Source organism: Burkholderia sp. ABCPW 111 (assembly GCF_000773065.1).
GTDB lineage: Bacteria > Pseudomonadota > Gammaproteobacteria > Burkholderiales > Burkholderiaceae > Burkholderia > Burkholderia savannae.
In genome coordinates this window covers 1-15,077 of sequence record NZ_JPWT01000134.1, presented here as the reverse complement: position 1 = coordinate 15,077, position 15,077 = coordinate 1, and the positions used below count along the sequence as shown (strand labels likewise).

Sequence of the window (15,077 nt, the reverse complement as noted above, 5' to 3'; positions counted from 1 at the left end):
GCGAACCGCGAACCGCGAACCGCGAACCGCGAACCGCGAACCGCGAACCGCGAACCGCGAACCGCGAACCGCGAACCGCGAACCGCGAACCGCGAGCCGCGAGCCGCGAGCCGCGAGCCGCAAGCCGCAAGCGGCAAGCGGCAAGCCGCACGATTCGCGTGTCGCGGCCGCGCGAATCGCGGCCGCCGTCGGCTGCTTCGCGCCCGTCCCGGTCCGCGCCCGTCCCGCCCCTCGCGCTTCGTCATTGCGTCAGATCAATCTCGTAGGTCGCGAGTCCCTTGCCGGAGCCATCGTCGGCCGCGATCTGCGTGATGCCCGCGACGCCTGCCGCGTTCGCGAGCGCGACGAGGTTCGGCGCCGACGCGAACTGCACGTGCGCGACCGACCCCGCGAGCTTCGTGAAGCGCCAGCTCCGCTGCATGCCGTCGGCCGCGCGCGTGAGCTGGCCGCGCTTCTTGATGTACGCGATCAGCACGTCGCGGTTCGCGTCGGGCGACGCGAAGATCGTCTTGCTGCCGTCGAGGCCCGGGAAGTTGCCGCCGCCGCTCGCGCGATAATTGTTCGTCGCGACGATGAACTGCGCGTTCGGATCGATCGGCGCGCCTTTGTAAGTCAGGTTCCTGATCCGGCTGCCCACCGCCTGCGTCACGTCGATCTCGTAGCGCAGATCGGCGGACGTGAACATGTCGAAGTTGTAGCCGGGGAAGCTGCTCACGAGCTTCTGCGCGGTCGCCTTCGTCGGATCGATCGTGTTGAAGCGCTTCGCCGCGGTCTCGAGCCAGTTCCTGATGTCGGCGCCGCTCACCTTCACCGCGTAGACGGTGTTCGGGTACAGATAGAGATCGGCCGCGTTGTTGATCGCGAGCGCGCCCGCCGCGACGTCGGTGAAGTCCGTGCCGCCGCCGAAGCCGCTCTTGAACGGCGCGCTCACCGACAGCACCGGCAGCGACGCGTACTGCGGCAGGTTCGCCGCGACGTAGCTCGCGACGTAGTCGGCCTGCGCCTCGTTGACGATCTGGATCGCGCCCGGGTCGCCGACGTCCGCGAAATAGCTGGTCATCCGGTAGTCGGTGCCGCCGATCGGCGTCTTCACGTAATCGATCGTCGCCTGATGCTCGGCCGCGATCGCCGCGGCGACGGACGGGTCCGCGTCGACATAGCTCTTGTCCGGATTCTGGATCGAGCGCGCCTCGACGGTCGTCTGCGATGGGTCGACGCTCCACTTCTTGCCGTCGAATGCGAGGCCGAGCTTGATCACGCCGAGATGCTTGCCCCAGTAGTTCGCCATCACGGTGGGCACGCCGTTGACCGTGCCCTTCGCCTTGTCGACGCCCGGCAGGTTGAACTGCGCGATCGTGCTCGCCGCGTCCGGGAACACCTGGTGGGAGTGGCCGATCAGCATCGCGTCGATGCCGGGCACGGTGGACAGCCACCAGCTGCCGTTTTCCATCGTCGGCGAATACGGCGAGTTGTCGAGGCCGCCGTGCGAGATCGCGACGACGAGGTCCGCGCCCTTCGCGCGCATTTCGGGGATGTACTTCTCGGCCGCTTCCTTCAGGCCCGTCGTGTAGACCTTGCCGTCGAGCCAGCGCTTGTCCCAGCTCATGATCGCGGGCGGCGTGAAGCCGATGATGCCGATCTTCACGGGCGCCGTGATCGCGCGGCCGTCCGGCGCCGTCGCGGCGACGGTCTTCGTGAGGATCGCGTACGGCGTGAAGAGCGGCGCGTTCGTCTTCGCGCTGATCACGTTCGCGAGCACCTGCGGGAAGTTCGGGCCCGCGCATTTCTTCTGCTGCGCCGGGTCGGGCAGGCCGTCGACGGCGAACGTGTTGCCCGTCACCTGCGACAGGTACGGCAGCCCGTAGTTGAATTCGTGATTGCCGATGCCGCCGCCGTCGAATTTCGCCGCGTTCATCACCTTGTAGATCGCGAGCGCGCTGCCGCACGGCACGGGTTTCACGAGCGCCTGATAATCGGCGAGCGCCGTGCCCTGGATCGTGTCGCCGTTGTCGAGGAGGAGCGTGTTCGGATACTGCGCGCGCGCCTGCGCGATCAGCGTCGCGACGCGTTCGAAGCCGAGCGACTTGTCGGCGGCGAGCTTGAAGTAATCGTACGACAGCACGTTCGTGTGCAGATCGGTCGTCTCGAGCACGGCGAGCGTGGCCTTCGCGCCGGCGGGCGTGGGCGCGCCGGACGAGGCGGGCGGCGTCGAATCGACGTCATCGTTGCAGCCGGCGACGAGCGCCGCGCATGCGACGAGGGCGGCGGCCGAGAGCCGCCGGCGAAAACGCGAGGGGAAGGGCATCGGGATTGTTCCTGTTCTGTTTCCGTTGAGCCGGGGATGGCGTGAGCGGCGCATGCGCCGGCGGCCTGGCATCCAGCGCGTGAGAGTATCGAAAGGAAACGTGATCGAAGAATGAAAGCGCTTGGACGGCCAACCGGAAGGCGCGCGGAAAGCATACCGGAAGCTTGCGCGGCGCGGGAGCGGCCGGCGCGGGCCGCGCGCCGCGTGCGCGCGCGACGCCCGGCCGCGCCGCGCGCGCGGGCGAAACGAGACTTCGCGCGGCGAAGCGGTTCGCTACAATGGCCTCTGTCACCGTTTTGCGAAATCGCCCTTTGGACTTCCAGACACCTCCCGGCCTGTCGGTCGATGCCGGCAGCCAAGGTTCGACCGTGCGCCTGTCCGGCCAGTGGACGGCGCTCGCGCTCGCGCGCGACCGCGGCAACGTCGCGCGCCGCATCGCACGGCTCGCGAAGGAGCCGGTCGGCGCGTGGGATCTGTCCGGCGTCGACCGGCTCGACCACGTCGGCGGCCAGGCGCTCTGGCGCGTGTGGGGCCGCAAGCTGCCCGCCGGGATCGCGCTCACCGACAATCAGCGGACCGTGTTCGAGCGCATCGAACGGCTCGACGAGAGCCGCGAGGCGCCCGAGCCCGTCGTGCGGATCGATCCGGTCACGCGCTTCGGCCAGGGCCTCTTCACGTTCGGCGAACACCTGTACGGCGGCATCGCGCTGCTCGGCGGCCTGATCGTCGATCTGCTGTCGGTGCTGCGCCGGCCGCGCACGATGCCGTGGACCGAGATCTCCGCGAACGTCTACGCGGCGGGCGCGAAGGCGCTGCCGATCACGGCGCTCGTCGCGTTCCTGATCGGCATCGTGCTGTCGTATCTGTCCGCGCAGCAGCTGCAGCTCTTCGGCGCGAACCGCTACATCGTCAACATCCTCGGCCTCTCGGTGATTCGCGAGCTCGGGCCGGTGCTGTCGGCGATCCTCGTCGCGGGCCGCTCGGGCTCCGCGATCACCGCGCAGATCGGCGTGATGCGCGTGACGGAGGAGCTCGACGCGATGCGCGTGATGGGCATTCCGCACGGCCTGCGGATCACGCTGCCGCGCGTGCTCGCGCTCGGCGTCGCGATGCCGCTGCTCGTGATGTGGACCAACATCATCGCGCTCGCGGGCGGCGCGCTCGCCGCGAAGTTCGTGCTCGGCATCGACCTGAACTTCTTCGTGCGCTCGCTGCCGTCCGTCGTGCCGATCGCGAACGTGTTCATCGGGCTCGGCAAGGGCGTCGTGTTCGGGATGCTGATCGCGCTCGTCGCGTGCCACTTCGGCTTCCGGATCAAGGCGAATTCGCAGAGCCTCGGCGAAGGGACGACGACTTCCGTCGTCACGTCGATCACGGTCGTGATCCTCGCCGATGCGGTGTTCGCGATCCTCTTCCAGAACGTGGGGCTCGGATGAACACGCGCGACGACGATTTCGTGATCGAGGTGCGCGACCTGACGAAGCGCTACGGGCGCAACGTCGTCCACGAGCATCTGGATTTCGACGTGCGCGCGGGCGAGATCGTGTCGATCGTCGGCGGCTCGGGCTCGGGCAAGACGACGCTCGTGCGGCAGATCCTCGGCCTCGAGCGGCCGAGCTCCGGCACGATCGAGGTGTTCGGCCAGGACACGTCGAAGATCGACGCCGACACCGCGCGCGTGATGCGCAGCCGCTCGGGCATGCTGTTCCAGCACGGCGCGCTGTTCTCGTCGCTGACCGTGTTCGACAACGTCGCGCAGCCGCTGCGCGAGCTCGGCCGCGTGCCGGAGGATCTGCTGCACGACATCGTGATGCTCAAGCTCGAGATGGTCGGGCTGCCGTGCAAGCACGCGTCGAAGATGCCGGCCGCGCTGTCGGGCGGGATGGTCAAGCGGGTCGGGATCGCGCGCGCGATCGCGCTCGAGCCCGAGCTGCTGTTCCTCGACGAGCCGACGGCGGGGCTCGATCCCGGCGCGTCCGACGAGTTCGTCGAGCTGATCGCGACGCTGCATCGCACGCTCGGCCTGACCGTCGTGATGATCACGCACGATCTCGATACGATGGTCGCGCTGTCGACGCGCGTCGCGGTGATCGCGGAGCGCAAGGTGCTCGTCGCCGCGCCCGTCGAAGACGCGGCGGGCGTCGATCATCCGTTCATCCGCGAATACTTTCTCGGCCGGCGCGGACGCCGCGCGCTGCAGGCGCTGCCGCCCGCGCGGCGCGCGCGCCTGCCGAAGGCGGCGCTCGAACCGGCGCCTTCGGACGTCGAGCTTTAGTACGAACACGAGGGAACCCCAGCATGGAAAACAAATCACACGCGTTCTGGGCCGGCCTCTTCACGATCGGGCTGCTGCTCGCGATCGTCGGGGCGGTCTATTGGTTCAACGTCGATCGGACGGTGCGCGTGCCTTACGATCTCGTGTCGCGCTCGAGCGTGACCGGGCTCTTTCCCGACGCGGCCGTCCGCTATCGCGGGCTCGACGTCGGCAAGGTGCAGTCGATCAACTTCGACCGCGGGCATCCGGGCGAGATCGTGATCCGCATTCTCGTCGACACGAACGCGCCGATCACGCGCTCGACGTTCGGCAGCCTCGGCTTCCAGGGCGTGACGGGCATCGCGTTCGTGCAGCTCGACGACACGGGCGCCGATCAGGCGCCGCTGCCGACGTCGGCGAAGACGGTCGCGCAGATTCCGATGCGCCCGAGTCTGTTCGACCAGCTCCAGCAGCGCGGCGACGTGCTGCTCAAGCAGATGGAGATCGCCGCGAAGAGCGTCAACGAGATGCTGTCGCCCGAGATGCGCGACCAGTTGAAGGCGACCGCGGCGAGCATGCAGCACGCGGCCGACGGCGTCACCCAATTGTCGAAGCAGGTCGAGCCCGCGCTCGCGCAAATGCCGCAGACGATGGCGCACGTGAACCACGCGCTCGAATCGGCGGACGCGCTCGTCGCGCCGGGCGGGCCGCTCGTCGCGAACCTGAACCGCGCGGGGCAGGCGCTCGTGTCGATGAACGACACGCTCGCCGAGCTGAGCGCGCGCGTGCGCTACGACACGCTGCCGCGCTTCAACGCGCTCGCGACGAACGTCGGCGACGCATCGCGCACGCTGAAGGATGTCGCGGGCGACGTCGGCCGCAATCCGCGCAGCCTGCTGTTCGGCACGCCGGCGGCCGAGCCCGGTCCGGGCGAGTCGGGATTCATGTGGCCGGGCGCCGCGCCCGCCCAGTAAGTTTTCTTGGAATTCGCGATGCACGCACACTACACGTCAGGTTTTTTCCTCCGCCGCGGCCGCCCGGCGCTCGCGCTCGCCGCGGCGCTCGCGATCGCGAGCCTGAGCGGCTGCGCGGGAACGCCCGCCGCGCTCTCGAACATCCGCTACGATCTCGGTCCGGCGCAGCCGGCCGCGACGGCGGGCACGGCGCCCGCGCTCAAGGTGCTCGACGTGAGCGCGCCCGACGCGCTCAACTCGGAGCGCTTCGTCTATCGGCTCGCGTATTCGGACGCGCAGCGGATCGCCGTCTACCGCGACAGCAAATGGACGGCGCCGCCCGCGCAACTGCTGACGCAGCGGCTGCGCGGCGCGCTGTCGCGGCGCGGCGCGGTGCTCGAGGGCGAGGACAGCGTGCGCGCGCCCGTGCTGAAGGTCGAGCTGTCCGAGTTCGAGCAGGTGTTCGACGGCCGCTCGGAGAGCCACGCGGCCGTCACCGCGCGCGCGACGCTCACGCAGGAAGGCAGGGTGCTCGGCCAGCGCACGTTCGTGTCGCGCGCGCCGGCGAGCACGCCGGATGCGGCGGGCGGCGCGCAGGCGCTTGCCGCGGCGAGCGACGATCTCGTCGCGCAGCTCGTCGCGTGGCTCGGCGTCCAGGCGTACGCCGCCGCGCCATGAACGCCGCCGCGCACGCCGCGCTTGCCGCGCCGTGCGCGGCGCCGCCGAGATGACCCCCGCCGCGCGCCGGCAGCGCCGCCATTCGACGCTCGCGCGTCAGGCGTTCGCCGTCTACGCGGCGCTCGTCGTCTATGCGTCGCTCTATCCGTTCACGGGCTGGCGCTCGCTCGGCATCGGCCCGTTCGACTATCTGCTCGCGCCGCTGCCGCGCTATCTGACCGCGTTCGACGTCGTCACCAACGTGATCGGCTATCTGCCGTTCGGCGCGCTCGCGGTGCTCGCGCTCTATCCGCTGCGCGGCGTGCCGGCCGTGCTCGTCGCGATGCTGTCGGGCGCGCTGCTGTCGGGCGCGATGGAGGCGTTGCAGACCTATCTGCCGACGCGCGTGTCGTCGAACCTCGATCTCGCGGCGAATGCGCTCGGCGCGCTCGTCGGCGCGGCGGCGGCCGCGCCCGCCGCGACCGCGCTGATCGAGCGCGGCGCCGTGCGGCGCGTGCGCTTCGCGTGGTTCGAGCGCGATGCGTCGGCGCCGCTCTTTCTCGCCGCGCTGTGGGCAGGCGCGATCCTGTTTCCGTCGCCGTTCCTGTTCGGCATCGGCGATTGGCCGAGCGAGCTCTGGGAGAGCGCCGACGTGTCGATGCGCGGCGCGCTCCTCGCATGGGCGCCGAACGCTTGGAATCTGCCCGCGTGGCCGGACCGGCTCGACGGCCTGCTGTCCGATTCCGCGTGGGAAACGCTGCTCGCCGCGCTCGGCCTGTTCGCGTCGCTCGCGGTTGCGTCGCTCGCGATGCGCGAGCGCGCGCCGCGCGTGCGGCTCGTCGTCGGCTTCACCGCGTTCGCGCTCGCGCTGAAGGCGGCCGCGACCTTCATGCAGTCGCACACGGGCCTCGTGTTCGACTGGGCGAGCCCCGGCGCGCTGCGCGGCATCGCGGCGGGGCTCGCCGCCGCGCTCGTCGCGCTGCGGCTGCCGGGCGCGTGGCGCGCGTCGCTCGCCGCGGCGGCGCTCGCCGTCGCGCTCGCGCTCGTCAACGTGCTGCCCGTCAATCCGTTCTTCGATTTCGCGCTGTCCGGCTGGCAGCAGGGCCGCTACGTGCACTTCAACAGCATCGCGCGCTGGCTCGCGTGGATTTGGCCCTATGCGGCGCTCGTCTGGCTCGCCGGCCGCGCGGAACGCGCGTGGCTCGCGAGGCGCGCGTCGCGCGCCGCGCGCGGCGTCAGCGGCAAACGGCGCCGGTCGCTATAATCGGCCACGACTCGCCTGCCGAATCCGTCCGATCGCTTCTGTCCGATAACGCCGGTCGCTCACGCGGCGCCCGCACGCAATGAGCCACATCATGGAACCCTACTACCAACACCACGTCTTCTTCTGCCTGAACCAGCGCGAAAAGGGCGCCGAGCGCCCGAGCTGCGCGAACTGCGGCGCGCAGGACATGCAGGAGTACGCGAAGAAGCGCGTCAAGGAGCTCGGCCTCGCGGGCGCGGGCAAGGTGCGCGTCAACAAGGCGGGCTGCCTCGACCGCTGCGAGGAAGGCCCCGTCATCGTCGTCTATCCGGAGGGCACCTGGTACACGTACGTCGACAAGAACGACATCGACGAGATCGTCGAATCGCATCTGCGCGACGGCCAGGTCGTCGAGCGCCTGAGAATCTGAGCCCCGTTTTTTCGAATCGCCCCGCACGCAGCAGCATGAACGCCTACACCCAGAAATCCCTGATTGCCGGCCCCGTCGGCCACATCGAGATCGCGATCGACCTGCCCGACGCCGTGCGCGACGGCTCGGCCGCGCCCCGCGGGATCGCGCTCGTCGCGCATCCGCATCCGCTCTTCGGCGGCACGATGGACAACAAGGTCGCGCAGACGCTCGCGCGCATCTTCGTCCAGTTGAACTACGCGGTGATCCGCTCGAATTTTCGCGGCGTCGGCGCGACGCAAGGCGAGCACGACGACGGCGTCGGCGAAGTCGACGATCTGCTCGCGGTGCTCGCGCACATGCGCGCGCTGCCCGGGCACGCGGATCTGCCGATCGTGCTCGCGGGCTTCTCGTTCGGCACGTTCGTGCTGTCGCACGTCGGCAAGCGGCTGCGCGACGCCGGACAGGCGATCGAGCGGATGGTGTTCGTCGGCACGGCGGCGAGCCGTTGGCAGGTCGCCGACGTGCCGGAGGATACGATCGTGATCCACGGCGAGAACGACGACACGGTGCCGATCGCGTCGGTCTATGATTGGGCGCGGCCGCAGGAGCTGCCCGTCGTCGTGATTCCGGGCGCCGAGCATTTCTTCCATCGCAAGCTGCATATCCTGAAGCGCGTCGTCGTCGGCGCGTGGCGCTGACGCTGACGCTGACGCGCGCCGCGATCGTCGCTCGCGCCGGCGGCGATCGCCCGTCAGCCGGCCGGCGCTCGCCCGATAGGCCGGCCCGGCGCAACCGCATCACACCGCTCGCCGCGCGGCAAGCTCCCCAATCCCGAAAAGCGCCGCGGCGAAGTTCCGTATAATGGCCGGGATTTGCGTCGGCCCGTCCGCACGGACGTCCGATGCGCCGTGCAGGCCGCCGCGCCGCTTTTCGCTCTGCGAACCGATTGCGCCGCCGCCTGTCCAATCGGCGCGTTTCGCGAGCCTTCCTTCCCAGAAATGCCGCAGGAACGCCGCCGCCCGGCCTTTCAACCGCGCGCCCCGTGCGCGCTGCACATTTCTGCCATCAGCCTGAATCGATATGCGTCTGTCTTCCCTCGGCCTCACGTCACTCGCTTCCTCCACCGCCATTGCCGTCGCCGCGCGTAACGTCGCGCTCGGCGTCGTGCTGCCCGCCGCGCTCGTGTCGACGATCGCCGTCGCGCAGGCCAAGCCCGCCGCGAAGGCGAAGCACGCGGCCGCCGCGCCCGCCGCCGCGCCGACGGGCGCGCCCGCCACGTACGTGCCGGGCGCGGTGCCGCCGCCCGGCGTGAACGCGCGCTCGTGGGTGCTCGTCGACGCGTCGAGCAATCAGGTGCTCGCATCGGGCAACGCCGACGAGCGCGTCGAGCCGGCGTCGCTCACCAAGCTGATGACGGCGTACCTCGTGTTCGAGGCGCTCGACGCGAAGAAGATCACGATGGAGCAGATCGTCACGCCGAGCGAGGCGGTGCGCCGCGTCGGCCGCGACGAGTCGCGGATGTTCATCGAGGCGAACAAGCCCGTCAGCGTGCACGACCTCGTCTACGGGATGATCATCCAGTCGGGCAACGACGCCGCGATCGCGCTCGCCGAGCTCGTCGGCGGCAGCGAGGCGCAGTTCGTCAACATGATGAACGCCGAGGCGCAGCGCCTCGGGATGGCGAACACGCACTTCGCCGACGTGAACGGGATGCCCGACCCGAACCACTACACGACGGCGGGCGACCTCGCGAAGCTGTCGACGCACCTGATCCGCGATTATCCCGACTACTACAGCATCTTCTCGGTGAAGGAATTCGCGTACAACAACATCAAGCAGCCGAACCGCAACCGCCTGCTGTGGCTCGATCCGACCGTCGACGGCCTGAAGACCGGCCACACGCAGGCGGCGGGCTACTGCCTGATCGCGTCGGCGAAGCGCTCGCTGCCGGGCGCGGCCGACGCGACGCGCCGCCTCGTCACCGTGATGATGGGCGAGACGAAGGAAAGCGACCGCGTGCAGGACAGCATGAAGATGCTGAACTACGGCTACACCGCGTTCGATTCGGTGCGCCTGTACAAGGCCGGCCAGCCGATCGACACGCCGCGCGTCTACAAGGGCAAGAGCAACAACGTGCAGGTCGGCGTGAAGAAGGATCAGTTCATCACCGTGCCGCGCGGCCTGGCGGACAAGGTGAAGCCGGAAGTCGCGCTGAACGCGCCGCTCATCGCGCCGCTCGCGGACGGCCAGGCGGTCGGCTCGGTGAAGCTCGTCGCCGACGGCAAGACGGTCGCGGAATTCCCGGTCGTCGCGCTGCAGCCGGTGCCGGAAGCGGGCCTCTTCGGCCGCATCTGGGATTCGATCCTGCTGATGTTCAGCAAAAAGAAGTAAGCTGTCCGCATGCCTGCGGGCCGGGGCGAACCCGGCCCGCAGGCAACCCTGCCCGTCACGATTTCCACCGCCGTTGAACGTCATGAGTCAAGCCGACATCGAACCGATCGTCTATCTGAGCATCGCATCGCAGGAAGCGCTGGTGCCGCTCGCCGAAGCGCGCGTGCCGGTGCTCGACCGCGGCTTCATCTTCGGCGACGGCGTGTACGAAGTCGTGCCGATCTACGCGGACGGCGCGCGCCGCGCGCCGTTCCGGATCGCGCAGCATCTCGCGCGGCTCGCGCGCAGCCTGAAGAAGATCGGCATCGCCGATCCGCACGACGAGGCGGGCTGGCGCGCGCTCGTCGCGCAGCTCGTCGACGCGAACGCGGCGGCGCTCGGCGACGGCCAGCACGCGATCGTCTACATTCAGGTGACGCGCGGCGTCGCGAAGCGCGGCCACGCGTTTCCGGCGAACGCGGTGCCGACGGTGTTCGCGATGGTGAGCCCGCTCGCGCTGCCGACCGACGCGCAGCGCGCGCAGGGCGTGCGCTGCGTGACGGCCGAGGACCGCCGGTGGCTGCATTGCGACATCAAATCGGTGTCGCTGCTCGGCAACGTGCTGATGGCGCAGCACGCGGCGGAGCACGACGCGATCGAGACGATCCAGCTGCGCGACGGCAACGTGACGGAAGGCTCGTCGTCGAACGTGTGGATCGTGAAGAACGGCGAGCTGATCGCGCCGCCGCGCAGCAACAAGATCCTCGAAGGGATTCGCTACTCGCTCGTCGAGGAGCTCGCCGACGAATGCGGGATACGCTTCGTCGCGCGCGACATCAACGAGGCGGAGCTGCGCGCGGCCGACGAGATCCTGCTCACGTCGGCGACGAAGGAAATCCTGCCCGTGACCCTGCTCGACGATCTGCCCGTGCAGGGCGGCCGGCCGGGGCCGGTGTTCGAGGCGCTGTACGCCGCGTACCAGCGCGCGAAGGCGCGCGAGATGGAAAGCGTCTGAGCGGGCCGCCGCCGACGCGTGGAGAACGACATGACCGAACCGAACAAGACCGTCGAGCTGACGGGCGAAATCGCGACGCCCAAGGAAACGCTGCTCGAATTTCCGTGCGACTTCCCGATCAAGGTGATGGGCCGCGCGCATCCGGAATTCAAGGACACGATCTTCAAGGTCGTGAGCGTCCACGACAACGAGATCGATCTCGAGAAGATCGAGGAGCGCGCGTCGAGCGGCGGCAACTACACGGGCCTCACGATCACCGTGCGCGCGACGAGCCAGGAGCAGCTCGACAACATCTACCGCGCGCTGACGGGCCACCCGATGGTGAAGGTCGTCCTGTGACGGCCGGCCGCTAGTCCCTTTCCCTTCTTTGCGCACGCGCGGCCGCGTAGGCCGCCGCGTGCTGCGCCTCCTGCGTCGCGCACAGCACCTTGAAGCGCGCGATTTCCTCCAGCAGCCACGTCCGGAACGCCTGCACGCGCGGCGTTTGCGCGAGCGACGGCGGGCACACGAAGAAGTAGTGCCACGGGCTCGGCCCCGCGATGTCGAACAGCCGCACGATCCTTCCCGCCGCCACCTCCGGCACCGCGAGCGAGCGCCGCACGAGCGCGATGCCCTGGCCGTCGATCGCCGCTTGCAGCAGATTCGACGAATCCTGATACAGCACGCCGCGCTTCGGCTCCGTCAGCGTGTCGAGGCCCGCCGCGTCGAACCACGGCCGCCACAGCTCGTCGTCCGAGCGCAGCAGCGGGTAGCGCACGAGATCGGCGGGCGTCTCGGGCAGCACGCCGCCGTTGAGCGCCGGCGCGCAGACGGGAAAAAACGTCTCGTCGAGGAGCGGCTCGACGTACAGCCCCGGATAGACGCCGTAGCCGAAGCGGATCGCGACGTCGACGTCGTCGCGCGCGAAGTCGACAAGCGCATCGCTCGCCCGCAATTCGAGATCGATTTCCGGATGCCGCTCGATGAACGGGCCGATCCGCGGCGTGATCCAGCGCGCGGCGAACGACGGCAGCGTCGACACGATGAGCCGCTTGTCGCGGTCGGTCGCGCGGATGTCGCGGGTCGCGTCGGCGAGGAGCGTCAGCGCGGCGCGCACCTGCTGCGCGTAGCGGCCGCCCGCGTCCGTCAGCGTGAGCCGCTTGCCGTGCCGCGCGAACAATGGCACGCCGAGCTCCGCTTCGAGCGCGCGCATCTGGTGGCTGACCGCGCCGTGCGTGACGGACAGCTCGTCGGCCGCGCGCGAGAAGCTCTCGTGCCGCGCGGCGGCTTCGAACACGCGCAGCGCGTTCAGCATCGGCAGTTGACGGACGCTCATCGGTTAGTTTTTCTCACAAGCACGTGAAAATCGATCGTTTTGTGCAAAGCCTTATGCACACTACGATTGTAGCCACTGGAGCATTTTTGGCGGAGGCTGTCATGAGAGAGATTTCTTCAAGCATCACGTTCGAGATCCAGCCCGGCGAAACGGTGTCGATGAAGGTCGCGCGCAGCACGCGGCTTGCGGTGCGCGGCGCGCCCGTGTGGGCGACGCGCAGCAACGACATCGCCGATTATTTCCTGTCTCCGGGCGAGACGCTGAAGCTGCGGCGCGGCGAGCGCCTGTGGCTGAGCGCCGACGGCGCGGCGAGCGCGTGCGTGTCGTTCTCGATCGCCGTGCCGCCGCAGCAGGCAGCCGTGTCCGGCCTGTTGCGGCTCGCGGCGCGGTTCGCCGCGCTCTTTCGCGACGGGTGGCGCACGGTCTGAGCATTCTCCGCCCGGCGCGCGCCGCCGCGCGGCCGGTCTCAATCGGGCACCGGCGAGGGGCATGGGTTTTCGGTAAACTACCGCCCATGTCAGCCTCGCCGGTTTCCATCGTGCCTCCCGCCTCCGACGCCCCCCCCGCGCCCGACGCCGCCGCGTCTGCCTGCGCCCGCCCATCGTCCGCGCTGCCCGTCACGGTCCGCTGGCTCGGCGAGACGCCGTACGAAGCGTGCTTCGACGCGATGCGCTCGTTCACCGACGCGCGCACGCCGGACACCGACGACGAAATCTGGGTGGTCGAGCATCCGCCCGTCTACACGCTCGGCCAGGCCGGCAACCCCGCGCACCTGCTCGTCGCCGACAGCGGCGTGCCGCTCGTGAAGGTCGACCGCGGCGGACAGATCACCTACCACGGCCCGGGGCAAATCGTCGCTTATCTGCTCGTCGACTTGAGGCGGCGCAAGCTGATGGTGCGCACCCTCGTCACGCGGATCGAGGAGGCCGTGATCGAGACGCTCGCGGCGTATAATCTCGCGTCGGTCCGCAGGGCCGGCGCGCCCGGGATCTACGTGGAATCGGGGCCGCATCGGGGCGCGAAGATCGCTGCGCTCGGCCTCAAGATTCGCAACGGCTGCAGCTATCACGGGCTGAGCGTGAACGTGAAGATGGATCTGCGCCCGTTTCTCGCGATCAACCCGTGCGGCTACGCGGGGCTCGAAACGGTCGACATGGCAAGCCTCGGCGCGACCGCCGACTGGCACGAAGTCTCACGGACGCTCGTGCGCCGTCTGATCGCCAACCTCGACGGCGCAACCGCGGCCGCCGCATCGCCGCAGCAGGCACTGGAACAATCGAATGACTGACCTTACCGCTACTCCCGCACCCGCCGAACCGGCCGCATCCGCATCCGCATACGATCCGACCGCCAAGCAGAAGGCGCAGGCGAAGACCGCGCGCATTCCGATCAAGATCGTCCCGATCGAGAAGCTCAAGAAGCCCGACTGGATTCGCGTGAAGGCGGCTACCGGCAGCTCGCGCTTTTCCGAGATCAAGACGATCCTGCGCGAGCACAACCTGCATACCGTGTGCGAGGAAGCGAGCTGCCCGAACATCGGCGAGTGCTTCGGCAAGGGCACCGCGACGTTCATGATCATGGGCGACAAGTGCACGCGCCGCTGCCCGTTCTGCGACGTCGGCCACGGCCGGCCCGATCCGCTCGACGCCGACGAGCCGAAGAACCTCGCGCGCACGATCGCCGCGCTCAAGCTCAAGTACGTCGTGATCACGAGCGTCGACCGCGACGACCTGCGCGACGGCGGCGCGGGCCACTTCGTCGAGTGCATCCGCGAGGTGCGCGAGCAGTCGCCGCAAACGCGCATCGAAATCCTGACGCCGGACTTCCGCGGCCGCCTCGACCGCGCGCTCGCGATCCTGAACGCCGCGCCGCCCGACGTGATGAACCACAACCTCGAAACGGTGCCGCGTCTGTACAAGGAAGCGCGCCCCGGCTCGGACTATGCGCATTCGCTGAAGCTCCTGAAGGATTTCAAGGCGCTGCATCCGGACGTCGCGACGAAGTCGGGCCTGATGGTCGGCCTCGGCGAGACGGCCGACGAGATCCTGCAGGTGATGCGCGACCTGCGCGCGCACGACGTCGACATGCTGACGATCGGCCAGTACCTGCAGCCGTCCGATCACCACCTGCCGGTGCGCGAGTACGTGCATCCGGACACGTTCAAGATGTACGAGGAAGAGGCGTACAAGATGGGCTTCACGCACGCGGCCGTCGGCGCGATGGTGCGCTCGAGCTATCACGCCGATCTGCAGGCGCATGGCGCCGGGGTGGTTTGATCCCGGCGGGCTGGCGGGCCGCCGCACCGAGTGACGGTGGTTCGGCGGCCGGATGAAGAAAACCCGCGGCGAAGGCTGCGGGTTTTTTTATGCTTGCGCGACTGGCGACTGGCGACTGGCGACTGGCGACTGGCGACTGGCGATTGCCGACCGCCGACCGCCGACCCGACCGCCGACCCGACCGCCGACCGCCGACCGCCGACCGCCGACCGCCGACCGCCGACCGCCAACCGCCAACCGCCAACCGCCAACCGCCAACCGCCAACCGCCAACCGCC

Annotated in this window: 15 protein-coding genes; 13 read left to right on the top strand and 2 right to left on the bottom strand. The window is 69.3% G+C overall.

The window, feature by feature from the left end; translation table 11 throughout:
- Window positions 1–241: 241 nt before the first annotated feature.
- Window positions 242–2,305: a bifunctional 2',3'-cyclic-nucleotide 2'-phosphodiesterase/3'-nucleotidase gene (locus tag X946_RS29000; protein WP_038755307.1), complete on the bottom strand. Its 2,064-nt coding sequence runs from the start codon at window positions 2,303–2,305 to the stop codon at window positions 242–244.
- A gap of 311 nt (window positions 2,306–2,616) precedes the next feature.
- Here X946_RS29000 and X946_RS28995 point away from each other — a divergent pair, with 311 nt between their 5' ends.
- From X946_RS28995 to X946_RS28945, 10 genes are all read left to right on the top strand, one after another.
- On the top strand, window positions 2,617–3,741 hold the full coding sequence (locus X946_RS28995; protein ID WP_038755306.1) for an MlaE family ABC transporter permease: 1,125 nt from the start codon (window positions 2,617–2,619) through the stop codon (window positions 3,739–3,741).
- Window positions 3,738–4,580 carry an ABC transporter ATP-binding protein gene (locus X946_RS28990; RefSeq protein ID WP_038755304.1) on the top strand — a complete coding sequence of 281 codons (843 nt, stop codon included), beginning with the start codon at window positions 3,738–3,740 and terminating at the stop codon, window positions 4,578–4,580. The genes X946_RS28995 and X946_RS28990 overlap by 4 nt, the downstream gene beginning before the upstream one ends.
- A gap of 23 nt (window positions 4,581–4,603) precedes the next feature.
- Window positions 4,604–5,533 carry an MlaD family protein gene (locus X946_RS28985; protein WP_038755303.1) on the top strand — a complete coding sequence of 310 codons (930 nt, stop codon included), beginning with the start codon at window positions 4,604–4,606 and terminating at the stop codon, window positions 5,531–5,533.
- 18 nt (window positions 5,534–5,551) lie between these two features.
- On the top strand, window positions 5,552–6,190 hold the full coding sequence (locus X946_RS28980) for an ABC-type transport auxiliary lipoprotein family protein (RefSeq protein ID WP_038755310.1): 639 nt from the start codon (window positions 5,552–5,554) through the stop codon (window positions 6,188–6,190).
- A gap of 31 nt (window positions 6,191–6,221) precedes the next feature.
- On the top strand, window positions 6,222–7,433 hold the full coding sequence (locus X946_RS28975; RefSeq protein WP_200886468.1) for a VanZ family protein: 1,212 nt from the start codon (window positions 6,222–6,224) through the stop codon (window positions 7,431–7,433).
- A gap of 91 nt (window positions 7,434–7,524) precedes the next feature.
- Window positions 7,525–7,842: a (2Fe-2S) ferredoxin domain-containing protein gene (locus tag X946_RS28970; RefSeq protein WP_038755308.1), complete on the top strand. Its 318-nt coding sequence runs from the start codon at window positions 7,525–7,527 to the stop codon at window positions 7,840–7,842.
- 35 nt (window positions 7,843–7,877) lie between these two features.
- Complete coding sequence (locus X946_RS28965) at window positions 7,878–8,522, top strand: alpha/beta hydrolase (RefSeq protein WP_038755302.1); 645 nt, start codon at window positions 7,878–7,880, stop codon at window positions 8,520–8,522.
- Between the two features lie 382 nt (window positions 8,523–8,904).
- Window positions 8,905–10,215, top strand: a complete 1,311-nt coding sequence (locus tag X946_RS28955) for a D-alanyl-D-alanine carboxypeptidase family protein (protein ID WP_038755301.1) — start codon at window positions 8,905–8,907, stop codon at window positions 10,213–10,215.
- Window positions 10,216–10,297: 82 nt separating this feature from the next.
- Window positions 10,298–11,209, top strand: a complete 912-nt coding sequence (locus tag X946_RS28950) for a D-amino acid aminotransferase (RefSeq protein ID WP_038755300.1) — start codon at window positions 10,298–10,300, stop codon at window positions 11,207–11,209.
- Window positions 11,210–11,239: 30 nt separating this feature from the next.
- Window positions 11,240–11,548: an HP0495 family protein gene (locus X946_RS28945; protein WP_009893214.1), complete on the top strand. Its 309-nt coding sequence runs from the start codon at window positions 11,240–11,242 to the stop codon at window positions 11,546–11,548.
- 10 nt (window positions 11,549–11,558) lie between these two features.
- Here the strand turns inward: X946_RS28945 and X946_RS28940 are convergent, their stop codons facing one another.
- Entirely contained in the window at window positions 11,559–12,524 is a 966-nt protein-coding gene (locus X946_RS28940; RefSeq protein WP_038755299.1) for a transcriptional regulator GcvA, read from the bottom strand.
- A 101-nt stretch (window positions 12,525–12,625) separates the two neighbouring features.
- Between X946_RS28940 and X946_RS28935 the strand changes: the two genes are divergently transcribed.
- From X946_RS28935 to lipA, 3 genes are all read left to right on the top strand, one after another.
- Window positions 12,626–12,952: a DUF2917 domain-containing protein gene (locus X946_RS28935; RefSeq protein ID WP_038755298.1), complete on the top strand. Its 327-nt coding sequence runs from the start codon at window positions 12,626–12,628 to the stop codon at window positions 12,950–12,952.
- An 86-nt stretch (window positions 12,953–13,038) separates the two neighbouring features.
- The gene (gene lipB / locus X946_RS28930; RefSeq protein WP_052145227.1) at window positions 13,039–13,812 is read left to right on the top strand and encodes a lipoyl(octanoyl) transferase LipB; all 774 of its coding nucleotides are present in this window, start codon (window positions 13,039–13,041) and stop codon (window positions 13,810–13,812) included.
- The gene (lipA, locus tag X946_RS28925; protein WP_038755296.1) at window positions 13,805–14,800 is read left to right on the top strand and encodes a lipoyl synthase; all 996 of its coding nucleotides are present in this window, start codon (window positions 13,805–13,807) and stop codon (window positions 14,798–14,800) included. Before lipB ends, lipA begins: the two co-directional genes overlap by 8 nt.
- The last annotated feature ends 277 nt before the right edge of the window (window positions 14,801–15,077 follow it).

Excerpts from the sequence above, each read along its gene's own strand:
- X946_RS29000 (WP_038755307.1), bottom strand. The coding sequence starts at position 2,305 with ATGCCCTTCCCCTCGCGTTTTCGCCGGCGGCTCTCGGCCGCCGCCCTC.
- X946_RS28990 (WP_038755304.1), top strand. The coding sequence starts at position 3,738 with ATGAACACGCGCGACGACGATTTCGTGATCGAGGTGCGCGACCTGACG.
- X946_RS28985 (WP_038755303.1), top strand. The coding sequence starts at position 4,604 with ATGGAAAACAAATCACACGCGTTCTGGGCCGGCCTCTTCACGATCGGG.
- X946_RS28980 (WP_038755310.1), top strand. The coding sequence starts at position 5,552 with ATGCACGCACACTACACGTCAGGTTTTTTCCTCCGCCGCGGCCGCCCG.
- X946_RS28970 (WP_038755308.1), top strand. The coding sequence starts at position 7,525 with ATGGAACCCTACTACCAACACCACGTCTTCTTCTGCCTGAACCAGCGC.
- X946_RS28965 (WP_038755302.1), top strand. The coding sequence starts at position 7,878 with ATGAACGCCTACACCCAGAAATCCCTGATTGCCGGCCCCGTCGGCCAC.
- X946_RS28955 (WP_038755301.1), top strand. The coding sequence starts at position 8,905 with ATGCGTCTGTCTTCCCTCGGCCTCACGTCACTCGCTTCCTCCACCGCC.
- X946_RS28950 (WP_038755300.1), top strand. The coding sequence starts at position 10,298 with ATGAGTCAAGCCGACATCGAACCGATCGTCTATCTGAGCATCGCATCG.
- X946_RS28945 (WP_009893214.1), top strand. The coding sequence starts at position 11,240 with ATGACCGAACCGAACAAGACCGTCGAGCTGACGGGCGAAATCGCGACG.
- X946_RS28940 (WP_038755299.1), bottom strand. The coding sequence starts at position 12,524 with ATGAGCGTCCGTCAACTGCCGATGCTGAACGCGCTGCGCGTGTTCGAA.
- X946_RS28935 (WP_038755298.1), top strand. The coding sequence starts at position 12,626 with ATGAGAGAGATTTCTTCAAGCATCACGTTCGAGATCCAGCCCGGCGAA.
- lipB (WP_052145227.1), top strand. The coding sequence starts at position 13,039 with ATGTCAGCCTCGCCGGTTTCCATCGTGCCTCCCGCCTCCGACGCCCCC.
- lipA (WP_038755296.1), top strand. The coding sequence starts at position 13,805 with ATGACTGACCTTACCGCTACTCCCGCACCCGCCGAACCGGCCGCATCC.